The organism is Pseudomonas sp. MWU13-3659 (assembly GCF_023757525.1).
GTDB classification, from domain to species: domain Bacteria; phylum Pseudomonadota; class Gammaproteobacteria; order Pseudomonadales; family Pseudomonadaceae; genus Aquipseudomonas; species Aquipseudomonas entomophila_E.
Genome location: NZ_JAMSHW010000013.1, coordinates 85,016 through 107,428, shown reverse-complemented (window position 1 = coordinate 107,428; position 22,413 = coordinate 85,016). Strand labels below are relative to the sequence as shown.

Here is a 22,413-nt window from a genome sequence, read left to right as displayed (position 1 = left end):
GCACCGCGTCGCCTGCATCGCGGCTGAAGCCGCTCCTACAGAGGCTGGAAGCGGGCCCGAAGGCCCGCTCGTGAGTCATCAGTCCTGCAGCTTCGCCGCCAACTGCTGGACCCGCTTCAGGTCGGCCTTGGCCACCTTGGCCAGGCCCGTGCCGTAATTGCTGTCGGCCTTGTAGAAGAACGACAGCATGATGTAGCGGGCCTCCTCGTCCGCAGTCGCCAGCGCGGCGCCCAGGCTGTTGATCAGGTCGGTCTGGTCCTTCTTGCCGTAGGAGCGGAACAGCTCGCCGGTCTGCTTGAAGTTCTGCTCGCGCTGGATCTTCGCCTGCTGGGTGCTACCACTGAGCGGGGTCGCGACGTAGCGGGCGCTGGCCTGCTCATCCCGCGGCTGGCGACGACTCGGCTGGTAGTTCACGCCACTGTCGGTGTGGCCGGTGTTCATCGCACCATCCTGGTTGATGCTGTTGACCTCGGCGCGCGGGCGGTTGACCGGCAGGCCCAGGCCATTGGCGCCGATCCGGTACATCTGGGTGTCGGCGTAGGCGAACAGGCGGCCTTGCAGCAGGCGGTCCTCGGACGGCTCGATGCCCGGCACCAGGTTCGACGGTGCCATGGCGACCTGTTCGGTCTCCTGGAAGAAGTTGTCGACGTTGCGGTCGAGCACCATCTGGCCGACCTTGCGCTCGGGCACGCCGGGCCAGATCTTGGTGGCGTCTAGTGGATCGAAGTCGAACTTCGCCAGTTCTTCAGGCTTGAGTACCTGGATGTACAGGTCCCATTTCGGGAAGTTGCCCTTGCCGATCGCGCTGACCAGGTCGTGGGTCATGTGGCTGTAGTCACGGCCCTGGACTTGCTCGACCTGTTTCGGGTCGAGGTTCTTCTGCCCTTGCAGGCTCTTCCAGTGGAACTTCACGTAGTGCGTTTCGCCCTTGGCGTTGACCAGCTTGTAGGCGTGCACGCTGTTGCCGTCCATCTCGCGGTAGCTGGCCGGGGTGCCTTCGTTGGAATACAGCAGGGTCAGGGTGCGGGTGGCCTCGGGCACATGGGAGAAGAAGTCGAAGCGGCGTGAGTCGTCGTCGAGGTTGCTGCGCGGGTCGGGCTTGAAGGCGTGGACCATGTCCGGGAACTTGATCGCGTCACGGATGAAGAAGGTCGGGAAGTTGTTGCCGACCAGGTCCCAGTTGCCGTCCGCGGTGTAGAACTTGGTGGCGAAGCCGCGCGGGTCGCGCAGGGTCTCGGGGGAATGGTTGCCGTGCACCACCGAGGAGAAGCGCACGAACACCGGGGTCTTCTCGCCAGGGCGGAATACCTTGGCCATGCTCAGGTCGCTGATGTCGGCGCTGGCGGTGAACTGGCCGTGGGCACCGGTGCCACGGGCATGCACCACGCGCTCGGGGATGCGCTCGCGGTCGAAGCGCTGCAGCTTTTGCAGCAGTTGCACGTCTTGCAGCAGGACCGCGCCGTTGGGGCCGGCAGTCTGCGAGTTCTGGTTGTCGCCCACCGGGGCGCCATTGTCGCGAGTCAGGGTGGCGGCCTGTACGGACATCGACAGCAGGCTGGCGGCGAGGCTGGCCGCTACCAGCAGGCGGCCGGGTTGGAACAGTTTGAGAGAAGGGATCATGAAGCTACTCCTAATGGCTCTATCAGGCGTCTTTGGTGCGCCTGGCAGAGGGTAAGGAAGTGGGTCGTGATCGCTAAATTGATACTCCGTATCAGTTCGATTGGTAACTTTTATGGCTATGTATATTCGTTTCGGATATATGTGCAGGGCGTTCGGCGAGAGAAATGTAGCGTGGTTGAAATCGAGCGCCGCCGTGCGGCGCATCGCGGATGAATCCGCTCCTACAGTGAAGTTGCGTCGTCTGTAGGAGCGGATTCATCCGCGATGCGGCGCGCCAGCGGCGCCCTACCCTCGAAGCATCGCCGCCACCTGCCGCGCTGTGGCCTTGGCCGACTGTGGGTTCTGCCCAGTGACCAGACGCCCGTCCACCACCACCTTGGAGGTAAACGGCAACAGCGCCTTCTCGTAGCGTGCGCCGCGCTCGCGCATCAACGCCTCGGCGTTGTAGGGCACCTTGCCCGCGACACCTGCCAGCAGTTCCTCGATCCAGGCATAGCCGGTCAGGCGCCGCCCCTTCACCAGCAGGCTGCCATCGGACAATCGCGTATTGAGCAAGCCACAGTAGCCATGGCACACCGAGGCAACGACGCCACCCTGTTCGTAGATCTCGCGGGTCAGGCGCTGCAGGCCCGGATCGTCCGGAAAGTCCCACATCACGGCATGGCCACCGGTGAAGTAGATGGCATCGAAGTCGGCCGCCAACAGGTCTTCAGGCCTGGCAGTGTGGTCCAGCAACGCCATGCTGGCCGGGTCGTTCAACCAGGCCTTGCCCGTGCCATCGAGCAATGGCCATTTCAGCGAGCGCGGTTCCAGCGGCGATTTGCCGCCTTTCGGGCTGACCAGGCGTTGTTCATAGCCCTTGGCCGCGAACACGTGCCAGGCATGGGTGAGCTCTCCCAGCCACAGCCCGGTCGGTTCGTTCGGGTCGGTGTAATGGGCGACGTTGGTGACGACATGCACGATGCGCTTGGTCATGGAGCCATTCCTGCGGGTGATCGATACCCCTCACGTTAGCCTTCAAGTCGACTTCAAGGTCAAGCGCATGGCGACACGCTGAGTCGACGCTTGACATTAAAGTTGAGTTGAACGTTAGGGTAGTCCCGCATTCAACCCTGGAGAGCTCGAACTGTGAAACTTGCAACTGTTGCGGCAATGACCGGAATGCTCTTGGCGCCCTGCGCGGGCAGCGCACTGGCGGACACAGCCGACACCACGGTGATCGACATCGCCGGCCACCCGGTGCCCGTACTCAAGGGCGGGCTGTACGACCGCTACCGCTCCAACCCGCCCCTGTCGGTGATCCAGGCGCAGGCACCGGAGCTGGACCTGAGCTGGTTCAAGACCTTGCCCAAGACCCAGGTCGATATCGGCTTCGCGTCCTACTCGCCGAACTTCTATTACCGCAACAGCCGGGTCACCGCGGTGTACACCGCCGACCTCGAGCGCCTGCGTGCCCTGATTCCAGCCAAGGTGCTGGAGCAGGTGCAGCCGCTGCAGGTCTGGCCAGGGCGCGGCCTGGTGGCGTTCACCGCCTACACCTACGACTACTGCGACAATGACAGCTACAACGAGGTCGCCCTGTCGATCATCACCAACCAACCGGGCAAGGCGAACCTCGGCCCCATCACCTTGATCGGGCAATCGATGTCGAAGGACTTCTGGGGCTATGTGCTGAAGCTGCCGGTGAACACCGAGCTGGCCCGGGTGCGTGGCGTGGTCGGCTACAACCTGCCGAAATGGCTGACAGGCATCGACCGCCATGAAGACGCTGCCACGGTGACCTACGACATCGTCGACAGCCAGACCGGCAAGGTGGATGTGGTGTTCAAGGCGAACAAGCTCGACGATGTGTCCAACGACGTCGGCATGGTGACCAATAGCTTCACCAACCTCGACCATGACGGCCAACTGACCTACGGCTACGCCACGTCCCGGCAGACCCGCCATGCCAGCAGCACGAGCGCGGATGCGGTGCAGATGCAACTGGGCGATGGCAGCCTGTCGACCTACATCCGCTCGCTGGGCCTGGGCAAGATGGTCAAGTACGAGTACGTGCCGGCGTTCCAGAGCGCGCTCTATGCGCCCAGGCCACTGGCGTTGCCGGGCAAGGGCGTCTGAGGCGCCGGGTCAATTGCCGCCGCCTGCCTTGCTCGCGGCGATGTCCTCGCGCAGGCGGTCCAGCACCCGCTGGGTGTTGTCCACGCACTGCATGCCTTCGGGCTTGCTCTCGATACCGTCGATCACCAGCAGCAACTGCTCCTTGTTACGTGCCAGGCGCTGCTGCAGCAGGTCGATCTCCTCGACCTTGCGCTTGAGCCCGTCGAGCAGTTCGCCATGCTGCCAGCCGCTGGCGTTCACCGGCAGCAGCTGGCGGATCTCTTCCAGGGAAAAGCCCGCCGCCTGGGCGCTGGTGATCATTTCCAGTACCCAGACGGCATCGTCGGTGTAGTCACGGTAGCCATTGGCCTTGCGCCCGACGGTCCGAATCAGCCCGCTGGCTTCGTAGAAACGAATCCGCGAAGGGGCAAGACCGGTAATTTTTGCAAGCTCTCCTATTCTCATCTGGCACCTTGAAAACGCGTTGACCTTAAAGCGCACTTTAATCCTACAGTGGCGGCGTGGCCAAGTGGCTCCCCACCACATGTGTAGTCCGCAGACCTTGAACAGGAGAAGCGAAATGGGATACGTCACGACCAAAGAAGGTGTCGAGATCTTCTACAAAGACTGGGGCCCCCGCGATGCCCAGGTCATCTTCTTCCACCACGGCTGGCCGTTGAGTGCCGACGACTGGGATGCGCAGATGCTGTTCTTCCTCGCCCACGGGTATCGGGTCGTCGCCCATGACCGCCGTGGGCACGGGCGCTCCAGCCAGGTGTGGAACGGCCACGACATGGACCACTACGCCGACGATGTGGCGGCGGTGGTACAGCACCTGGGCGTGCAAGGCGCCATCCACGTGGGGCACTCGACCGGCGGCGGCGAAGTCATCCACTACATCGCCCGGCACACCGAGGACCCGGTCAGGAAAGCCGCCATCATCAGCGCCGTCCCGCCGATCATGGTGAAAACCGCCAGCAACCCGGGCGGGCTCGACAAGTCGGTGTTCGATGGCCTGCAGGCCCAGCTCAAGGCCAACCGGGCGCAGTTCTACCACGACATCCCGGCCGGCCCGTTCTACGGCTACAACCGCCCGGGCGCCAAGGCGGACCCGGGCGTGGTGCTCAACTGGTGGCGCCAGGGCATGATGGGCTGCGCCATTGCCCACTACGACGGCATCGTCGCCTTCTCCCAGACCGACTTCACCGAAAGCCTGAAGAAAGTAACGATCCCGGTGCTGGTGATGCACGGTGACGACGACCAGATCGTGCCTTATGAGAACTCGGGGCCATTGTCCGCCAAACTGTTGCCCAATGGCACGCTGAAGACCTACGCCGGCTTCCCCCACGGGATGCCCACCACCAATGCCGACGTGATCAACGCCGACCTGCTGGCGTTTATCCGCAGCTGAAAGACGTGGGGCGGGCGCTGCTCGCCCTATTCACCGAACCGCTCGAGGAAATCCACCGACGGCACGAAGAACAGGCCTCCCGTGACCGCCCGGCTGTAGTCGAGCAGGCGGTCGTAGTTGCCCGGTGGCTTACCGACGAACATGTTTTCCAGCATCTGCTCGATCGGCGCAGGCGAGCGGGCATAACCGATGAAGTAGGTACCGAACTCACCGGCCCCTGGGCGGCCAAATGGCATGTTGTCGCGCAGTATCTTGATCTCCTTGCCGTCTTCTTCAAGGGTGGTCAGCGAACGGTGCGAACAACTGGGCTTCACACCATCGTCCAACTCGATATCGGACAACTTGGTACGGCCGATAATGAGTTCCTGCTCGTTGGTGGACAACTTCTCCCAGCCCGCCATGTCATGCAGGTACTTCTGCACCAGTACATAACTGCCGCCGGTAAATTCAGGGTCTTCATTACCGACCAGGGTGAACTTCTCCACTTCCCGCGGGCCCGGGTTCTCGGTGCCATCGACGAAGCCAATGATGCTGCGCATGTCGAAATAACGGAAACCCTGAACCTCATCGACCACGGTCACCGCCGATCCCAGGCGCTTGATCAGTTGTGACGCCAGTTCGAAACACAGGTCCATGTGTTCGGCCCGAATGTGCAGCAGCAGATCGCCCGGTGTGGCGACGGCAACGCGCTCACCCTCGCCAAACTCCCGGAAACCGTGCAGTCCAGCAGGTCTCGGTAGCCCGAACAGCCCTTCCCATACCCTGTCGGCAAAACCGATGACGCAGGAAAGATTACCCGACGGCACGCGCTTGCCCACGGAACGCACCAGGGCGGCGATATCGCCGCACAGCCCTTGCACGCGGTCACGGTTGTCATCGCCGGGGTTGAGCGTGGCCACCAGGAAGATCGCGCTACGGGTGATCGGGCTGTCGACCGCCTGGGGCTCTGTTGCGTTGTCGTCCATAGAATGCGCACCTTTTAATACAGGCTCATGTGAAGTTGTGTTATTGCCAGCAAGACAACTAGCGGAATAACATCACGGCCTGTGTGGTATAGCACAGTTTATCCTCGAACAATGCCCTCATAGATGACATCTATCGGTCGATCCAGCCTATCGATTTGACTGCGTCAATTTGCCCCAGATAATGAGCGACGCTTGCTGAAGTTACCGCCAAGTCCGCCTGCCCGTACCTGAGCTGTTCCTGCCCCCTATAAATACGACCCACGGCCTGCCCATCGGCCGTGCCTGTGTCCCTGCGTCCGAGTTGTTGAAATGTCTGTCAATGCCCCCTCCCAGATCACTGAACTGGTCATCGAAGCCGGTGCCAAGAAGGCCCACCTCCCCACCCGCGCGACCCTGATCCTGGGTTTCCTGGCGGGTGCGTTCATCTCCCTCGGGTTCCTGCTGGCGATTCACGTCAGCACGATGATCCCGGCACCCTGGGCGTCGTTCGGCAACCTGCTGGGTGCCGCGGTGTTCCCCATCGGCCTGATTCTGGTGATCCTGGCGGGCGGTGAACTGTTGACCGGCAACATGATGAGCCTGCCGCTGGCGATGTTCGCCGGGCGCATTCGCCTCGGCGCGGTCGCCCGCAACTGGCTGCTGGTGACCGTGGCCAACCTGCTGGGCGCGCTGTTCGTGGCCTATTGCTTCGGGCACCTGCTGGGGCTGGCCGAAGGGCCCTACCTGAGCAAGACCCTCGCGGCAGCGACCAGCAAGGTCAGCGCCGACTTCCTGCATGCCTTCATTTCCGGCATCGGCTGCAACTGGCTGGTGTGCCTGGCGGTGTGGTTGTCGTACGCCAGCCGCGAAGTCAGCGGCAAGATCCTCGGGATCTGGTTCCCGATCATGGCCTTCGTCGCCATCGGCTTCCAGCACGTGGTGGCGAACATGTTCCTGATTCCGGCGGCGATCTTCGCCGGGTACCTGAGCTGGGGCCAACTGGTGCAGAACCTGGCTGCGGTGTTCCTGGGCAATGCGGTGGGCGGCGCGATCTTCGTGGGCCTGGCCTATTACGTCTCCTACGCCGTCCCGGCCCGGGAGCAGCAAGCGCTAAATTGATCCTCTGTAGGAGCCGGCTTGCCGGCGAACCAGGCAACGCGGTGCCTGGCACCGGCTCGCCGGTGTTCGCCGGCAAGCCGGCTCCTACGGGGCGTGATCAACCGCAATGCCGAGGCCTTGCTCGGCCAACCAGCGCTTGAGCATCGAGCGCTGCTGTTCAGAATAGGCAACCAGGCAGTCGTCCACACTTTGCCCGGCCTTGACGGCCCGCACCAGCGGCGCCAACTCCACGCCCTGCAGGTGCCAGATACCCAGCGGCTGGTCCGCCGTCACTACCACCTGTGCCTCCTCCACCAGCGCGTCACGCAACACCGGCCGGGACTCGACCCGCACACTGTCCCAGTTCACCGGCGCATGGATCGGCTGCATGTCCGGCCATGCACTGCGCCGTGCCCAGAATGGCGCAGTTGCCCGTGATCGCTCCTGGGCATGGAAATCCCGGCCGATCCTGGCAAAACGCATGAACAACTGCTCGATGCGCGACTGATGGAAATGCCGCGCCAACTCGGCGTGCTCCGGGTGCTGGAGCAAGGTGTTGATCACCACGGGCGCCTGCAAGGCCGACGACAGCGACTGGAAGATCCCGTTGCCCGACAGCGGGTCGACCGCCATCGCCGCATCCCCAACCCGCAACCAATCCTTGCCACAGCAGTCGCCCGCCAGGATCGCCGTGCTGCTGCGCGCATGAACGCTGGCCGGCACCAGGGCCTGCTCATCGAACAGCTGGGCAACCAGCGCCGAACGCCGCCGACGCTCGGTGCAGTAGTCAGCCAGCGCGGCCTTGCCCGGCAACGCGGCCGTCGCCGCATCCAGGGTGACCTGCCAGTAGCAGCGACCATCGGCCAGGCGCGCCATCCACGCCCAGCCATCGTCCAGGCTTTCCACCGCCGATGCTGGCAAGCCGGGCGCGGCTTGCCAGGCATTGAGCAGGCTCACCGTCTCCGGGCCGCGCACCCGCCCGTCAGCCAGCGGCGCCTGGCGGCCACGGGCCTCGACCAGGAAATCGGCGTGTAGCATCTGGCCGTCATCCAGGCGTACCTGATGGCCATCATCCGCGAGCACTTCGCGAACCCGGCCCTCAATCAGCGCGACGCCCGCACGGTGCAGGTCATCACGCAGGGCCTGGTCGAACCGCTGGCGGTCGAGCAGGAACTCCTGGTTCAGCCGCAGTTGCTCGCCATTCCAGTGCACCTGTCGTTCGGCCGGGGTGGTGGCCTGCGCCAGGGCAGCGCCCAGGCCTGCATGGCGCAAGCCTTCCAGGACCCGTTGCGAAACGCCTTCGACCGCGGCGAAGCGACGCCAGTCGGACACCACCGTCACTGGGTAGCCCAAGCGTCGCAGGCCCAATGCCGTCGCCGCGCCGGCAGGTCCCGCGCCGAGCACAAGGATACGCTGTTCACTCATTCGCCAGGCCCTTGTGCTCAGGACCGCTGAACGCGGCATGGGCTTTGAGCCATTGAAACAGCGCGACGCGGTCCAGCCCTGGCCTGTCGTGCAGCAACGCCGCGATGCGCCCGGACAGCGCCGCACAAGCCTGGCTCGCGCCCGCGCCATCCTCCGTACCGACAAAGGCGCCGAAGTCGGCCTGGGCGGTACCCAGCCACGACCATTGGCCAGGTGCGCAACGCGCATCGCCAGTCACCCGTACCACCCCGGGGTAGCTGGCCGGATACACCGCCGCGCCCCGTGCCGGGCTCGAGGCGCAGAGCAGCACGCCGGCCGCCTGGGCGGCGGCACAGGCCTGGCGCAGCAACGGGCGGTCCTGGTGCAGCCCCAGGCTCAGGTTGATCACGCTCGCGCCCTCCTCCACCAGCCACAGCAGCGCTGCGGCCACCTGCAGGGCGCTGGTGCTCCATTGTTGGGTAAAGACCTGCGCCATCATCAGCGGGACTGCGCCGGCCTCGGCGCGAATGCGTTCGAGCACGGCGCTGCCGTGGCCGAGCGCATCCGGTTGGGGCTCACCTTCCTGAAGCAGGCCGTCCTCCAGCCAGAACCGTCGCGCAGCAAACAACGACTGCCCCGCCAGGCAACCGCTGTCGACCACGCCAATACGCAGCTCAGGGGACATTGTCGATGGGCTCCTTGGCAAGCAGCAGGCCATCGCGCAGTTCCAGGTGCAGGTCGGCACCGGCCAAGGTCGAGGCACGGTGGCTGATCAGGATTCGCGTGCGGCCGGCAAATAGCTGGTCGATGGCGGCGATCACTTCGCGTTCGGTGGCCTCATCCACAGCCGAAGTGGCCTCGTCGAGCACCAGGATCGCCGGCTGTTGCAACAGTGCGCGGGCGATGGCGATACGCTGTTTCTGCCCACCGGAAAGCTGCTGGCCACGCTCGCCAAGCAGCCCGTCAAGGCCCAGCGGCAGGCTTTCCACCAGGCTATCCAGACAGGTCAGGCGCACCACTTCCTGCAGTTGCACGCGGGTGGCCTGCGGGGTGCTGTAGGCGAGGTTATGGGCCAAGGTGCCGCGAAACAGCACGATATCCTGGCTGACCACGGCAATGCGCCGGCGCAGGGCTTGCAGGTCAAGTTCGCGCAGGTCGACGCCATCGAGCAGGATGCGCCCCTCCTGGGGGTCGTAGAACCGTTGCAGCAGGTCGATCAGGGTTGACTTGCCGACGCCCGAGGCGCCGCTGATGGCAATTTTGCAGCCCCCCGGCAGTCGCACGTCGACGCCCTGGAGCACGCCGCCCTGGCGCTGGTCGTGGGCGAACCGCACACGTTCCAGGCGCAGCTCGCCGCGGCCATCGGGGACAGGCCGCGGCGCGGCGGTTTCCCGCACCGCCAGCGGTTCACGCTTGAGTTCCATGACCCGCCCCAGGCTGACGGCCATGCGCTGCACCGCTACATACAATCCCAGCAAGCTCTGCACCGGCCCCACGGCCATGCCCAGGTAAGTGGAGAACGCGATCAGCGCACCCAACTGCCAGGTGCCCTGGATCACCCACCAACCACCGACCAGAAAAGCGCAGGCACGGCACCAGGACGTCAGCGTCCCGGGTACCGCCTGGGTGAAGAACTCGGTGAGCTGCACCTTGAGCAGCTGGCTCATGTAGCCCTGCCCCAGCCCCTCCAGGCGCTCGGCCTCACGCGGTTGCTGGCTGGACGCCTGGATGAACTTCATCGCCGGCAGGGTCTCGACCAGGAACGACGAGACATCCGCCGAGCGCTCGCGCAGGCTGCGCACTTCCCGTTCGACCTTGCGCCGCATCCAGCGCAGCCACATCACCTCCAGCGGGATCAGCAAGGCCAGCAGCAGCGAGAGCTGCCAGGACAGCATCAGCATCAGCGCCACCGCGCCCACCAGCCCGATCACCGCCGACACCGCCGCGAACAGCGAATCCACGGCGAAACGCTGGATCTCGGCGACATCGCCATCCAGCCGCGAGAGGATGTCGCCGGTGCGACGCTGGCCGTAGAAGGTCGGCGACAGTTGTTGCAGATGGCGGTACAGGTCGTCGCGCAGGGCGAACAGGATGCGCCCGGACAGCCGGGTGTGCAGGTAGCGGTTGACACCCGACAGCAGCGTGCCGAGCAGGCCGGCGGCGATCATGATCGCCGCCATGTGCCAGAGCGTCTGGTAGTCGCGGGCCAGCAGCCCGTCGTCGATCAGGGTCTTGACCAGCCAGGGCTGCACCAGCACCAGCAACGATGCTGCGAAGGATAGCGCCAACAGCACGCCGATGGCCCGCCCCTGCGGGCGCACGAAACCGTACAGCCAGGCCAGCGCCTGGCGCATCAGCGCGGGGTCGCTCGACTCGATCAAGCGCGAGAACAATCCTCCCATCGCTCAACCCCGCAATTGCTTGAGCTTGCGATACAGGGTCGCGCGGCTGATTCCCAGTGTCTGCGCGGCCGCCGAGACATTGCCCTGGTGCCGGGCCAGGGCCCCGCGAATCTGCTCCAGTTCGCTGTCGCGCAGGCTGCCGGACGGCGCCGTGCCGCTGGCCAGTTCGTCGAGCAGGCAGTCGGTGAGGTGGTCGAGGGTCAGCACCGGCTCGTTGTCTTCGCGCATGGCCAACGCGGTGCGCACGACCATCTCCAACTGGCGGATATTGCCCGGCCAGTCGAAGCCTTCGAGCAATGTGGCCAGGGCGGTGTCCAGGCTCACGCCCCGGGCGCCGGACTTGTCCAGCAGGCCCTGGATGATCGCCGCCAGGTCGTCGCGCTCGCGCAGGGCCGGCAGGCGCAGGGAGACGCCGTTGACGCGGTAGTAGAGGTCTTCGCGGAACTGTTGTTCGCTGACCAGGCGCTTGAGGTCGCGGTGGGTGGCGCAGATCAACGCCACGTCGATTTCCTGTTCGTCGCCCGCCCCCAGCGGCGCCACCCGGCGCTCCTGCAACACCCGCAGCAGGCGGGCCTGCAAGGCCAGCGGCATGTCGCCGATTTCGTCGAGGAACAAGGTGCCGCCATGGGCCTGCATCAGCCGCCCGACCATGCCGCCGCGGCGCGAACCGGTGAAGGCGCCTTCGCGGTAGCCGAACAGCTCGGACTCGATCAGGCCTTCTGGAATCGCCGCGCAATTGACCGCGACAAAGGGTTTGTCGGCCCTCGGGCCGGCCTGGTGGAGGGCACGGGCCGCCACCTCCTTGCCAGTGCCGGTCTCACCCAGCAGCAGCACCGGCAGGCCGTTGGCCAGCCCCTGACGGGCCATGCGCAGGGCCCGGGCCAGGCGTGCGTCGCCACCCGCCAGGGCTTCCAGCGCCTGGGTTTTCGGTGGCGTGGGCGGTTTGCCGTGCACTGTCGTGCCGTTGACCTGGCCATGACGAGGCAACTGCAGTGCACGGAAGAAGAACTCGCCCTTGGCGGTCTGCACGCTGCTCGTCCCGCCCTGCCACAGGCGGGCGATGAAGGCTGGCGAGCGCTCGCCCAGCAGGTCGCTGCAGCGGCGCCCGAGCAGAGCCGGGCGCGCCACCTGCAGCAGTTGGCAGGCATTGTCGTTGGCGGCCAGCACTTCACCCTCCAGGCTCAAGGCCAGCAGCCCTTGCCAGGCGCTGGCCAGGTACTGTGGCCGGCAATGGAAGGCCAGCACCAGGTGCTCGGGGTGATACAGCCCGAACAGCCGGCTCTCGATATTGCCGGCGGCCAGCAGCAAGGTGGACAGGTTGTCCTGGGGTTGCGCCATCACCCCTTCACGGGTCACGTCGAGCACGCCGATCACCTCGCCGCGCGGGTCGCGCAGCGGCACCGAGGTGCAGGAGAACGGGCTGAGCCGATCGAGGTAGTGCTCGCCGCAGTTGATCAGGGTCGGCTGCCCTTCGACCACCGCCGTGCCGATGGCGTTGGTGCCGCGCAGCGCCTCGCTCCAGCAACTGCCGGGGTGCAGGTCGCGCAGGCCCTCGCGCTCCAGCACGTGTTTCTGGCCCTCGATGGCCAGCACGTTGGCCTGGGCGTCGCCGAGGATGACGATGCCACTCTTGCCCTGGCGCTTGACCAGGTAGTCCAGTTCCGGGGTGACCGCGTCGATCAGCAGGCGGTTGTGTTCGAGCAACGCACCCAGGTCCAGGCCATGGCGAATGCCCAGGCCCACCTGCTCGCCCTGCAGGCAGTCCAGGCCATGGCCCAGGCTGCGGCGCCAGGAGGCGTCGATCTCGTCGCGCAGCACGCCTGAGGGCAGCTCGCCCTCGCTGGCCAGCCGCAGGCGGGCCTGGCGGGATTCGTGCAGCGGGTCATGGGCGGTTGTTATGGGTGTTTGTCGCGCCATTGCGTGCTCCAGTTGTGCCCGGGTCAGGCCGGGCAACGGGCATCGGATTTTTTGGCAGTGTGCTTCAGAAATGTTCGGGCGTCATCAGGTGCATGCCGAGAGAGATGTAGCGCCTATAAGATCGAGCGCCGCCCGTGCGGCGCATCGCGGATGAATCCGCTCCTACATTTGTTGCAACGTGGCCATGACCGATAGGCCATGGTTGTTCGCTTTGTTGGTACGACGCGGTCTTTCGGCTGGCGCTGCCGACGCCCCGCCTGACTCACGCCTTGCGCCAGGGCTGACAACCATGGCCTCACAGGTGCGGTACGTTGCAACCGATGCAGGAGCGGATTCATCCGCGATGCGCCGCACGGGCGGCGCTCGATCTCACAGGCGCAAAAAATCTATCGACGGACACTTGCCGCCATAACGCAATCGCCCCAAATACGCCTGGCACCATTCCCCAATCCTGGGTCTACTTGCCCACCTGCAATACCTTGCCAGGCAATCCAGCGCAACGCTGAAACCATCGCCCCAGAGCCTTGTAACCGCCCCCAAGAAAACCTGGCACAACTGTTGCCGATCCCTCCCCAGACGCCCCATCCCCTGGGCCCGTTCGCAGGAGGAAGCGAGTCATGCACCGACCCAAACCCCACCCGCTGGCCGTGGCGATCTTCGCCGGCCTGCTCCAGCTCCCGGCCCAGGCTGCGCTGTACGCAGTCGACAGCGGGCCCTACTCCCTGCCCAACGGCAAGTTCCCGGCCTGGTTCCAGGACAGCCATGGCCGCACCCTCGACCTGTGCCTGTCCAAGGCCGTGAGCTCGCGGGTGGCCGGTGCCCCCGGCGCGCCGTCGTACATGTGTACGCTGTTGCCCACCCCCGGGGTATTCGACGACACCCAGCCCATCGTCTTCCCCAGCAACTTCCCCGACGAGGCGTTCTGGTTCACCGCCGACGCCACGCTCGTCGATGCCACCCGCGGCATCGACCTGGGCTACGTCTCGGCCATCGAGGCGGCGTTCAGCGCAGAAGAACCGGTGGATGGCGACCAGGTCAGCTTCGCCCGGGTGCGCATCCGCGTCGATGTGCCGGTGGCCGGCACCTACGTGATCACCCACCCCTATGGCGTGGAGGTGTTCGACGTGCAGACCCCGGGGCGCCGGGCAATCAACATGACCCGCGATATCGGCATCGGCTCGCCGGGTGACCATACCGGCGCGCTCAAAGGCGATATCGGGCCGTTCCTGCGCAGCGTCAACGGCCCCTACACCGAAACCAACCCGGGCAACGGCGCCAGCGAGCGCTTCGTCGGCGACCCGAATTTGTCAGAGCCGGTGACCGGCAGCCCGTTCAACACCAACTTCGTGCGTATCGAGGGCCCTAACGGCCTCGACCTGCGCACGGAAGTGTTCGCGGTGTCCGGCAAGCTGTCCACGGTCACCCGCCCGACCCCGCTGATCCCGCAGCGCAGCACTTATTCGCGGCACACCGTGAATGGCGACCTGCGCGCCCAGCAGGACGTGTTCGTAATGGCGCCCCCCGCGCCGGCCACGGTGACGCTGTCCAGCCAGAACCCGGCGCTGCCCCTGGGTGAAGCCAACGGCACCGGCGCCTGGTACGGCCAGTCGGTGCTCAACCCGACCCTGCCGCTGACCCTGCAGGTGACCGCCGACAACAGCCTGGCCATCGCCAGCAGCACGCCGACCACGGCGCCGATGCCGCTGACCGACCTGGTGGTGATCAGCCGCGCCGAATACAGCCTGGCCAGCGGCCAGCTGACCCTGGTGGCCAGCAGCAGCGACGAGACCAGCCCGCCCGCGCTCACCGCCCGTACCGGTAACGGCACGCTGATTGGCAGCCTGGGCGGCAACGGCGCGGTGAAGACCCTGACCACCGGGCTGTCGCCCATCCCGCCGGCCAAGGTGCAGGTCACCAGCGCCAACGGCGGCAGTGACAGCGAAGACGTGGTGCTGGTGCCATGAACAGATTCCTGGGAGGCAGCATGAACATCTGGTCACGCCGGGCGCTGTGCGCCGCCGGTTTCACCCTCACCGTCAGCAGCGCGGCCTGGGCCGCGCTGACCGAGGTCGACCCGGGCCCCTACACCTTCGCCACCGGGGGCTACCCCATGTGGTACAAGGACGCCACCAACCTGTCGCTGGAGCTGTGCCAGTCGCGCGCCACCAGCACCCGCGCCCCGGGCGCGCCCGGGGCGCCGGCCTACCTGTGCACCCTGTTGCCCGAGCCCGGCGTCTACGACGATGCCCTGCCGCTGGTGTTCCCCGACAACTGGCCGCCGGAGATGTTCTGGTTCCTCGCCGAGACCGAGATCCCGGCGGTGGGCAACAGCGGCTATGAGCTGGAGGTCTATGTCGCCGGCCTGGAAGCGGCCTTCGCCGCCGAGAATCCGGTCGACGGCGACCAGCAGAGCTTCGCTCGCATCCGCATCCGCGCCTCGGTGCCGCAAGCCGGCACCTACACCGTCACCCACCCCTACGGCGTGGAGACCGTCACCGTCGCCGCCAACCAGGTTGGCCGCCGCGCCATCAACATCACCCGCGACATCGGCATCGGCGCTCCCGGCAACTTCAGCGGCGCGCTGAACGGCAACCTCGGCCCGTTCCTGCGCGGCGTCGGTGGCCCCTACACCGCAGTCAACCCCGACACCGGCGCCACCGAGACCTTCATCGGCGACCCGAACATCACCGAAGCCGTGACCGGCAGCCCGAACAACACCAACTTCGTGCGCATCCAGGGGCCGGCCGGGACGATCCAGACCAATGTCTTCACGGTTTCCGGCAAGGTCCTCGACGCCCGCCAGCAGACCCCGGTGCAACTGGAACGCGCCACCTACCAACGCAATGGCGCCGGTACCCGTGTCGAGGTGTTCGCCAAGGCGCCGAACAACGCCAGCCTGTGCCTGCGCAACGGCCTGGCACTGGTTGGTTCGCCGCCCTCGCCGTGCCAGTTCAGCTTGCTCGCCGACAATAACGGGTTGTTCTTCAGCCAGCAGCTGAGCCAGGCGGTACCGCCGTCGGTGGTGGTGGTCACCGCCAGCGACCCCACCGGCATCAAGCGCCCAACTGCACTGTCGAGCAAACTCAGCGATGTCGTGCGGGTCACCAACGCACGCTACGACTGGGCCAACAAACGGTTGCTGATCGAGGCCCGCTCCAGCGACGAAGTGCTGGTGCCCGACCTGCTGGTGCAGGGTTTCGGCCGCATGTCCAAGTCCGGCGTGCAGCAGAGCCTGACGGTCAACGACCTGGCCCAGCCGCCGGCCAGCATCACTGTCAAGTCCGCCCACGGTGGCATGGACGTCGAACCAGTGGTGGTGGTCGGCAATGCGCCGGTGCAGGCTGCCAACCAGCCGCCCGTGGCCCAGGCCGACAGTGGCGCCACCAGTGTCGGGGTGCCCATCACCCTCAACCTGCTGGCCAACGACAGTGACCCCGACGGCAACGTGCCGCTGAGCATCAGCGACCTCACCCAACCGGGCACCGGACTGGGCGGCGTGGTCCTGAACGGCACCACCGCGGTGACCTACACCCCGCCCGCCGGGGCCACCTCACCCCTGGTAGCCACCTTCAGTTATCGCGCCATGGACGCCAAGGGCCTGAAGTCGACCCCGGCCACGGTCACGGTCAACGTGGCGCCCAACCAGCCGCCGACGGCGGTGGCCGACAGCGCCGCCACCCTCGGTGTGCCACTGACCATCAACGCCCTGGCCAACGACACCGACCCGGAAGGCAACCTGCCGCTGGCCATCGCCAGCGTCACCCAGCCGACCCCGGCCGGTCGCGGCACGGTCAGTACCGACGGCAGCGTGATCACCTACACGCCACCGGCCACGGTCACCGCGGCATTCACCACCAGCTTCAGCTACGTCGCCCGAGATGCCCTGGGTGCGTTGTCCAGCCCCGGCACGGTCACCGTGCAGGTGTCGCCACGGCCCGCCCAGGAGACCTTCGCAGTCACCGCGGCCACGGTCACGGCGCGCTCGAACAACCGCTACAACTGGGACATCAGCGGCACCTCGTCGGTGACCACCGGCAACACCATCACGGTACGGGTGACCACCACCACCGGCGTGCAGACCCTGGGCACCACCACCGTGCCGGTGACCGGCCGTTGGCGCCTGGCAGTGAGCAACAGCACCACGGCGATCCCGACCGCCAACCCGACGGCGACGGTGACCACCAGCCAGGGCACCACGCGCACCGTCAACGTGACCGTGCAATAGGCCAGGGAGAACGCCATGCCACGCCTGCCCACCCTGCTGTTGTGCCTGGCCCTGGTCGGCCAGGCACAGGCCGACGACCTGATGGACAACGCCGACCTTGCGGCCGGCAACGACCTCGGCGAGCCGGTGCTGGTGCATCTGCTGCCGGTGGGCAGTGGCCAGGCGGCAGTGATCGAGCAGCAGGGCAACGGCAACCGCGCCGCCCTCGACCAGAACGGCCAGGCCCTGCTGGGCCGCATCGTCCAGGCCGGGGGCGCGCAGGAAGCCTACATCCTGCAGGAAGGCAGCGACCTGATGGCCACGATCAGCCAGCAGGGTTACGGCAACAACGCGACGATCCGCCAGAGCGGCAGCGGCAACAGCGCCGCCATCGAACAGATCGGCAACCAGAACAGCGCCACCATCGACCAGCGCGGCACGGGGCTGAACAGCAGCGTGACCCAGGCCGGCAATGGCCAGCAAATCCATATCACCCAATACCGTTAGCAGACCTGGAGGCACCACCATGAACAAGCTCGCCCCCCTGAGCGCCGCCATTGTCCTGGCCCTGGCCGGCCAGGCCATGGCCGCCGACAGCAGCTCGACCCAGAACCAGCAGGGCAACAAGCACATCGCCGAAGTGAAACAGACCCTGGCGCCGTTCGCCTCGGCCACCCAGGACCAGACCGGCCACGACCACAACCACATGGCCGTGCAGGACAGCAGCACCAGCCACATCCAGCAAGGCGCCAGCGGCGCGTTCAACGCCGGCTACGCCGAGCAGTTGTTCGAGAACGGCAGCCAGATCACCCAGCAGGCCGGCGGCACGCTCAACGATGCCTTCGCCAGCCAATCGGTGGGCGAGAACAACCAGGCCCTGCAGGTGCAGGACGGCACGGGCAACCATTCGATCATCTGGCAGGATACCCAGCTGGGCAGCCAGGCCACCACCTTGCAGTCGGGCCAGCGCAACGATGCCACCGTCGAGCAGTTGTTCGGCGGCAGCAACAACAAGAGCCTGGTCATGCAGGCCGGCAGCGACAACCAGGCGGCCGCCGAGCACCTGACCCACAACAACGGCGATATCGCCATCTACCAGGACGGCAAGCAGAACTGGGCCTACGGCGACCAGCGCGACGGCCTGGGCGGCACCATCGGCATCAGCCAGTACGGCACCGGACACTCGGTGGAGGTGTGGCAGGACAACCAGGCCGCCAGCCAGGCCAACGTCTACCAGACCGGGCAGCTCAACGAAGGTTACATCGACCAGAGCTTCGGCCAGGGCAACAGTGCCAGCCTGAGCCAGAACGGGCGCGCCAACGCCAGCTGGTCGGACCAGTTCGAGAGCAACCAGTCGGTGACCAGCATCAGCCAGACCGGCAACAACAACCTGCACTTCACCTACCAGACCGGCGACAACCACAGCCTGAGCATCAATACGACCGGCAACGGCAACAAGATCATGGCCAGCAACTGGAAGGGCGATAAGTCCGGCGGGCAGTTCGGTAACAGCCAACGGGCGGTGGTCAACCAGGCCGGCAACGGCAACAGCGTCAACTTCGAGCAGAAAGGCAGCAGCCAACTGGCCCGGTTGAACCAGAACGGCAACCGCAACCAGATGGAAACCAAGCAGGCCGACAGCAACAACGAGCTGTACTTCGAGCAGAACGGCAGCGACAACCTGTTGATCGCTGACCAGCGGGGTAGCGGCAACTACGCCGAGGGCGTGGCGGCCGGCAATGGCGGCACCGTGACCCTGGACCAATCGGGCAGTGGCAACCAGAGCTTCACCTACCAGCTCTATGGCAGTGGCAACCAGGCTACCGTGAAGCAGGCCGACGGGGTCAATGTCGCCTACGTGACCCAGGGCGGTAACGGTAACCAGGCGTTTGTCGACCAGAGTGGGGCCGGTCAGGCAGCGACCATTACCCAGTTTGGCAATACCAACATGGCGACTGTTACGCAGCAGTGATTCTCTTCCCCTTTGGACCGCAGTGCCGGGTTTCCTGGGCTGCGGTTTTTTCTTTATAGGTTTCGTCGGGGCGTTGCAGCGGGCTTGGGATCGAGCGCCGCTCGCGCGGCGCATCGCGGATGAATCCGCTCCTACAGGTTTTCAACCACCCACGGTACAATCGCCCGATCCAGCCTGGCCTCCTGACCATGATCCAGTCCGACCTCGACCTGTTCGGTTCTCAGCCGCAGCGCCTGGCCAGCCACACCGTGCTGCTGCCGGGCTTCGCCCTGAAGGACATCGAGCCCCTGCTGGACGCCCTGCGCCCAATTCTGCGCGCCGCACCGTTTCGCCACATGCACCCCCCCGGCGGCCAGCGCATGGCGGTCGCCCTGACCAACTGCGGCGCGCTGGGCTGGGTCAGCGACGACCGCGGCTATCGCTACACCCCAGCCGACCCGAAAACCGGCCAGCGGTGGCCCGCCCTACCACCGGTCTTGCTGAACCTGGCCAGCCAGGCAGCGGCGGTCGCAGGATTCGAAGGCTTCGTGCCCGACGCCTGCCTGGTCAACCACTACGTGCCTGGAGCACGCCTGAGCCTGCATCAGGACCGCGACGAGCAAGACTATGGGCACCCGATCGTATCGATCTCACTGGGGTTGCCAGCCGTGTTCCTGTTGGGTGGCCTTCAACGCAGTGATCGCACCCAGCGCATACCCCTGAACCACGGTGACGTACTGGTGTGGGGCGGCGAAGACCGCCTGCGCTTTCACGGGGTATTGCCGATCAAGCCCGGTGTGCATCCCCGCCTGGGCGAACAGCGTATCAACCTGACCCTGCGCAAGGCCGGATAACCACACCGCCCCCTTGTAGGAGCCAGCTTGCTGGCGAAGGTTCGCCAGCAAGCTGGCTCCTACAAGAGTATGGCGGCGTCCTTGAACCACTCCCGGCGCTCATCGAGCGCCGCCCGGATCGCCCCGACCATTACCTGCACCAGCGGATCGCCCTCGGTGTCAGCGTTGACCGCCAACCACACCCGCCGCCGCATCGGTTCCGGGAACAACCCCGGCAACGCCAGCAAGCCACGGTCCAGATGCCCCGCGTAATGCGGCAGCAGGCCAACGCTGGCACTGCACTTGATCAGCTGGCAGTACATCTCGTAACCCTGGATGCTCGTCACCCCTGCGGATCGCCCTGCAAGCAGGGCCTGCCACTGAGCAAGCGCGGCCACGCCCGCCTCTCCCTGCCATTGCACCAGCATGTAGTCCTGCAAGTCCGCCAGGCTGCCGGGACGATTCGCTTCGCGGACATAGCGCTTGGCAATGTGCGGCAGGTAGTCGAGAGTGGCCAGTGCCTCGGCAGGCACTTGGAACAGATCCGGGGCGCGCAGATCACCCAGCCAAAGCGCCACGTCGACCTCCTGGTCCGGGTTCTGGCGCCCATCGAGGGTGACCACTTCAAGACGCATGCCCGCATGTTGGCGCACCAGGTTGATCAAGCTGCGCCCCAGCAGGTCCTGCAATAGTGGCTCGGCCACCGCCAGGCGCACCGGCGTGGTCTGCGCGCGCGCTGGCGCAGGCTCGTCGGGCTCACGCGCCTGCAAGGCCAGCAGCAACCGCTCGCCTTGCTGGCTGAGTACTGGGGTGTTGTTGCGGTTGATGAACAGGCCATAGCCCAGGCGCGACTCCAACACGGCCAGGCGCTTGCGCAGCGCCACCGGCTTGAGGTTCATCCGCCGCGCCGCCTGCATGAAGCAACCGCAACGGGCGGTGATCACGAAGCAGTCCAGGGTGTGTTCGTCCAGGGCCAACGGCACCTGGGAACGAACGACGGGCACGGCGGTTTCCGGGGCTTGGCCCCGGGACAGGTCGATCGGCATTCCTTGCCTCCCACGGGCCCGACGCCCGGGCCCGCCTCTTCCATGAATGGTCAGGGTCTAGCGGCTGCTCTCCAGCACCTGGTTCAACGCCGCGCCATCGATGCTCAGGGTGGCACTGTCGAACATGCCCTCGACGTAGGCCTTGGCCACCTGCTCCTGGCGCTGGGCACGCAGCAACTGGCGCAGCCGCGGCGCGACCTCGTCGAACGTCGCCGCGCGGGCCGGTTGCTGCTCGACCAGCTTGACGATGTGGTAGCCCGCCGCGCTCTGCACCGGCTCGCTGACCGTGCCTACCTTGAGCCTGGCGACCACGCCGCGCACCTCCGGCAACAGCTGGGCCAAGGCTTGCAAGCCGGTGTCACCGCCGTTGGCGGCCGTGCCTGCATCTTGCGAGTGCTCCCGGGCCAGCGCAGCGAAGTCAGCATCGTTGGCCTGCTTGGCCAACGCCTGGGCCTGCTTGCGCACGGTCTCGTCGTCCCTGGGGTTTTCCACCCTCAGGAAAATCTGGCTCAGGCGGTAGCGCGCCGGCAATTGCAAGCCGGCCTTGCCGGCCTCGTAGGCTTGCTTGAGCTCGGCCTCGCTGGGGTAGTCGTCGGGCACCTTGCTCACCGAATCGAGGTAGTCGCGCAGCACGATCTGCTCGGTGGCGGCACGGGTCTGGGCCTGGATGTCCGGGCGTTGCAGCCAACCCTGGGCTTCGGCCTGCTGGTACAGCGCCTTTTCCGCCAGCCGTGCGCGGATCCAGGCTTCCAGTGCCGGCCGGTCACCGCGCAGGCTGGCGCGGGCGTCCTCGGGCAATTGGGCGAACAGTGCCTTGAGCTCGCCACTGCCGACTTGCTGTTCCCCCAGCCGGGCCAGGGTCGGGCCATTGTCGACCGCTGCCTGGAGGGCCGACGATGCCGGGCGCGCCGCCGCCACCGGCTGGTCGCCCGGGCGCAAGGCCAGGGCAACCGCCACCGCGACCAGGGCCAGCGCGCCAGCGCCGGCCCAGAGCGCACGCCCCGTCACGAGGCGCTCACCGCTTCGCTGCCGGTCTGCTCAGCGACATTACGGCTGTAATCACGCAGGTAGACGATGAACTCCTGCAGCAGCCGATCCCACAGCAGCAGGCTGCCCAGCAGGTGCTTCTCGCTGACGCCGTCGGCGACTACCACGTCCTTCTCCATCACCAGGAACTCGCCTTGCACCGACAGGCGGGCGAAGCGGCGCGAGGCGTTCCAGCGTTCGGCCAGGCCTGCTGGCAACTCGCCCTGGATACGCAGGGCGCAACTGAAGGTGAAATCGAGGAACTCACCTTCCTGCTCCTGCGCACGATTGCCAAAACGTACGGCATAGCCCACGCCCTGGCTGGCACTGAGCAACTGCACCACGGCATTCTGCTCGCTGCGGTTGACCCGGCAGCCGGCGTCCTGCAACAGCTTGGTGAGGGAGTCGGCGCTCACGGTTTCGATCAGGGTGACTTCGGTCATGTGTTGCCTTCCTTGTG

The 22,413-nt window shown here is 66.1% G+C and carries 19 protein-coding genes; 8 read left to right on the top strand and 11 right to left on the bottom strand.

Annotated elements, in window-relative coordinates; translation table 11 throughout:
* Positions 1 to 78: 78 nt before the first annotated feature.
* Together katB and NGM28_RS17340 are read right to left on the bottom strand one after the other, a co-directional pair.
* Positions 79 to 1,620, bottom strand: a complete 1,542-nt coding sequence (gene katB, locus NGM28_RS17345) for a catalase KatB (protein WP_252090896.1) — start codon at positions 1,618 to 1,620, stop codon at positions 79 to 81.
* Between the two features lie 285 nt (positions 1,621 to 1,905).
* A complete protein-coding gene (locus NGM28_RS17340; RefSeq protein ID WP_252090895.1) occupies positions 1,906 to 2,595 on the bottom strand; it encodes a type 1 glutamine amidotransferase domain-containing protein in 690 nt (229 codons plus the stop codon).
* Positions 2,596 to 2,772: 177 nt separating this feature from the next.
* Between NGM28_RS17340 and NGM28_RS17335 the strand changes: the two genes are divergently transcribed.
* Positions 2,773 to 3,738: an acetoacetate decarboxylase (ADC) gene (locus NGM28_RS17335; RefSeq protein ID WP_502943869.1), complete on the top strand. Its 966-nt coding sequence runs from the start codon at positions 2,773 to 2,775 to the stop codon at positions 3,736 to 3,738.
* 9 nt (positions 3,739 to 3,747) lie between these two features.
* Here NGM28_RS17335 and NGM28_RS17330 read toward each other — a convergent pair whose 3' ends face one another.
* Complete coding sequence (locus NGM28_RS17330) at positions 3,748 to 4,182, bottom strand: MerR family transcriptional regulator (RefSeq protein ID WP_240062831.1); 435 nt, start codon at positions 4,180 to 4,182, stop codon at positions 3,748 to 3,750.
* 115 nt (positions 4,183 to 4,297) lie between these two features.
* On the opposite strand from NGM28_RS17330, the gene NGM28_RS17325 reads away from it, so the two are divergent.
* The gene (locus NGM28_RS17325) at positions 4,298 to 5,128 is read left to right on the top strand and encodes an alpha/beta fold hydrolase (protein ID WP_252090894.1); all 831 of its coding nucleotides are present in this window, start codon (positions 4,298 to 4,300) and stop codon (positions 5,126 to 5,128) included.
* A 26-nt stretch (positions 5,129 to 5,154) separates the two neighbouring features.
* Here the strand turns inward: NGM28_RS17325 and NGM28_RS17320 are convergent, their stop codons facing one another.
* Entirely contained in the window at positions 5,155 to 6,093 is a 939-nt protein-coding gene (locus NGM28_RS17320; RefSeq protein ID WP_252090893.1) for a Dyp-type peroxidase, read from the bottom strand.
* A gap of 309 nt (positions 6,094 to 6,402) precedes the next feature.
* On the opposite strand from NGM28_RS17320, the gene NGM28_RS17315 reads away from it, so the two are divergent.
* Complete coding sequence (locus NGM28_RS17315; protein ID WP_252090892.1) at positions 6,403 to 7,191, top strand: formate/nitrite transporter family protein; 789 nt, start codon at positions 6,403 to 6,405, stop codon at positions 7,189 to 7,191.
* 84 nt (positions 7,192 to 7,275) lie between these two features.
* Here the strand turns inward: NGM28_RS17315 and qhpG are convergent, their stop codons facing one another.
* From qhpG to NGM28_RS17295, 4 genes are read right to left on the bottom strand one after another with little or no spacing between them, the layout of a single operon-like run.
* Positions 7,276 to 8,595 (bottom strand): flavin-dependent monooxygenase QhpG, encoded by a 1,320-nt coding sequence (gene qhpG, locus NGM28_RS17310; RefSeq protein ID WP_252090891.1) that lies wholly within the window; start codon positions 8,593 to 8,595, stop codon positions 7,276 to 7,278.
* Positions 8,588 to 9,259 carry a subtilisin-like serine protease QhpE gene (gene qhpE / locus NGM28_RS17305; RefSeq protein ID WP_252090890.1) on the bottom strand — a complete coding sequence of 224 codons (672 nt, stop codon included), beginning with the start codon at positions 9,257 to 9,259 and terminating at the stop codon, positions 8,588 to 8,590. Before qhpE ends, qhpG begins: the two co-directional genes overlap by 8 nt.
* On the bottom strand, positions 9,249 to 10,976 hold the full coding sequence (locus NGM28_RS17300; RefSeq protein WP_252090889.1) for an ABC transporter ATP-binding protein: 1,728 nt from the start codon (positions 10,974 to 10,976) through the stop codon (positions 9,249 to 9,251). The genes qhpE and NGM28_RS17300 overlap by 11 nt, the downstream gene beginning before the upstream one ends.
* A gap of 3 nt (positions 10,977 to 10,979) precedes the next feature.
* Complete coding sequence (locus tag NGM28_RS17295; RefSeq protein WP_252090888.1) at positions 10,980 to 12,893, bottom strand: sigma-54-dependent Fis family transcriptional regulator; 1,914 nt, start codon at positions 12,891 to 12,893, stop codon at positions 10,980 to 10,982.
* Positions 12,894 to 13,510: 617 nt separating this feature from the next.
* Here NGM28_RS17295 and NGM28_RS17290 point away from each other — a divergent pair.
* The 5 genes from NGM28_RS17290 (at position 13,511) to alkB (ending at position 19,902) form a co-directional block, all read left to right on the top strand.
* Positions 13,511 to 14,857 (top strand): hypothetical protein, encoded by a 1,347-nt coding sequence (locus NGM28_RS17290; RefSeq protein ID WP_252090887.1) that lies wholly within the window; start codon positions 13,511 to 13,513, stop codon positions 14,855 to 14,857.
* A gap of 20 nt (positions 14,858 to 14,877) precedes the next feature.
* Entirely contained in the window at positions 14,878 to 17,118 is a 2,241-nt protein-coding gene (locus NGM28_RS17285; RefSeq protein WP_252090931.1) for an Ig-like domain-containing protein, read from the top strand.
* A gap of 15 nt (positions 17,119 to 17,133) precedes the next feature.
* The gene (locus tag NGM28_RS17280; RefSeq protein WP_252090886.1) at positions 17,134 to 17,604 is read left to right on the top strand and encodes a curlin; all 471 of its coding nucleotides are present in this window, start codon (positions 17,134 to 17,136) and stop codon (positions 17,602 to 17,604) included.
* A 19-nt stretch (positions 17,605 to 17,623) separates the two neighbouring features.
* Positions 17,624 to 19,069 carry a curlin gene (locus NGM28_RS17275; protein WP_240062819.1) on the top strand — a complete coding sequence of 482 codons (1,446 nt, stop codon included), beginning with the start codon at positions 17,624 to 17,626 and terminating at the stop codon, positions 19,067 to 19,069.
* A 188-nt stretch (positions 19,070 to 19,257) separates the two neighbouring features.
* Positions 19,258 to 19,902 (top strand): DNA oxidative demethylase AlkB, encoded by a 645-nt coding sequence (alkB, locus tag NGM28_RS17270; RefSeq protein ID WP_252090885.1) that lies wholly within the window; start codon positions 19,258 to 19,260, stop codon positions 19,900 to 19,902.
* A gap of 59 nt (positions 19,903 to 19,961) precedes the next feature.
* Here alkB and NGM28_RS17265 read toward each other — a convergent pair whose 3' ends face one another.
* Genes NGM28_RS17265 through NGM28_RS17255 form a run of 3 tightly spaced genes read right to left on the bottom strand, consistent with a single transcriptional unit; the run spans position 19,962 to position 22,396 of the window.
* The gene (locus NGM28_RS17265; protein ID WP_252090884.1) at positions 19,962 to 20,927 is read right to left on the bottom strand and encodes a LysR substrate-binding domain-containing protein; all 966 of its coding nucleotides are present in this window, start codon (positions 20,925 to 20,927) and stop codon (positions 19,962 to 19,964) included.
* A gap of 57 nt (positions 20,928 to 20,984) precedes the next feature.
* Positions 20,985 to 21,935 carry a peptidylprolyl isomerase gene (locus NGM28_RS17260; protein WP_252090883.1) on the bottom strand — a complete coding sequence of 317 codons (951 nt, stop codon included), beginning with the start codon at positions 21,933 to 21,935 and terminating at the stop codon, positions 20,985 to 20,987.
* Complete coding sequence (locus tag NGM28_RS17255) at positions 21,932 to 22,396, bottom strand: YbjN domain-containing protein (protein ID WP_240062815.1); 465 nt, start codon at positions 22,394 to 22,396, stop codon at positions 21,932 to 21,934. The genes NGM28_RS17260 and NGM28_RS17255 overlap by 4 nt, the downstream gene beginning before the upstream one ends.
* Positions 22,397 to 22,413: the final 17 nt, after the last annotated feature.

Excerpts from the sequence above, each read along its gene's own strand:
- NGM28_RS17295 (WP_252090888.1), bottom strand. The coding sequence starts at position 12,893 with ATGGCGCGACAAACACCCATAACAACCGCCCATGACCCGCTGCACGAA.
- NGM28_RS17325 (WP_252090894.1), top strand. The coding sequence starts at position 4,298 with ATGGGATACGTCACGACCAAAGAAGGTGTCGAGATCTTCTACAAAGAC.
- NGM28_RS17340 (WP_252090895.1), bottom strand. The coding sequence starts at position 2,595 with ATGACCAAGCGCATCGTGCATGTCGTCACCAACGTCGCCCATTACACC.
- NGM28_RS17290 (WP_252090887.1), top strand. The coding sequence starts at position 13,511 with ATGCACCGACCCAAACCCCACCCGCTGGCCGTGGCGATCTTCGCCGGC.
- NGM28_RS17315 (WP_252090892.1), top strand. The coding sequence starts at position 6,403 with ATGTCTGTCAATGCCCCCTCCCAGATCACTGAACTGGTCATCGAAGCC.
- NGM28_RS17285 (WP_252090931.1), top strand. The coding sequence starts at position 14,878 with ATGAACATCTGGTCACGCCGGGCGCTGTGCGCCGCCGGTTTCACCCTC.
- NGM28_RS17335 (WP_502943869.1), top strand. The coding sequence starts at position 2,773 with ATGACCGGAATGCTCTTGGCGCCCTGCGCGGGCAGCGCACTGGCGGAC.
- NGM28_RS17275 (WP_240062819.1), top strand. The coding sequence starts at position 17,624 with ATGAACAAGCTCGCCCCCCTGAGCGCCGCCATTGTCCTGGCCCTGGCC.
- NGM28_RS17300 (WP_252090889.1), bottom strand. The coding sequence starts at position 10,976 with ATGGGAGGATTGTTCTCGCGCTTGATCGAGTCGAGCGACCCCGCGCTG.
- NGM28_RS17280 (WP_252090886.1), top strand. The coding sequence starts at position 17,134 with ATGCCACGCCTGCCCACCCTGCTGTTGTGCCTGGCCCTGGTCGGCCAG.
- NGM28_RS17320 (WP_252090893.1), bottom strand. The coding sequence starts at position 6,093 with ATGGACGACAACGCAACAGAGCCCCAGGCGGTCGACAGCCCGATCACC.
- NGM28_RS17330 (WP_240062831.1), bottom strand. The coding sequence starts at position 4,182 with ATGAGAATAGGAGAGCTTGCAAAAATTACCGGTCTTGCCCCTTCGCGG.
- alkB (WP_252090885.1), top strand. The coding sequence starts at position 19,258 with ATGATCCAGTCCGACCTCGACCTGTTCGGTTCTCAGCCGCAGCGCCTG.
- qhpE (WP_252090890.1), bottom strand. The coding sequence starts at position 9,259 with ATGTCCCCTGAGCTGCGTATTGGCGTGGTCGACAGCGGTTGCCTGGCG.
- NGM28_RS17265 (WP_252090884.1), bottom strand. The coding sequence starts at position 20,927 with ATGCCGATCGACCTGTCCCGGGGCCAAGCCCCGGAAACCGCCGTGCCC.
- katB (WP_252090896.1), bottom strand. The coding sequence starts at position 1,620 with ATGATCCCTTCTCTCAAACTGTTCCAACCCGGCCGCCTGCTGGTAGCG.
- qhpG (WP_252090891.1), bottom strand. The coding sequence starts at position 8,595 with ATGAGTGAACAGCGTATCCTTGTGCTCGGCGCGGGACCTGCCGGCGCG.
- NGM28_RS17255 (WP_240062815.1), bottom strand. The coding sequence starts at position 22,396 with ATGACCGAAGTCACCCTGATCGAAACCGTGAGCGCCGACTCCCTCACC.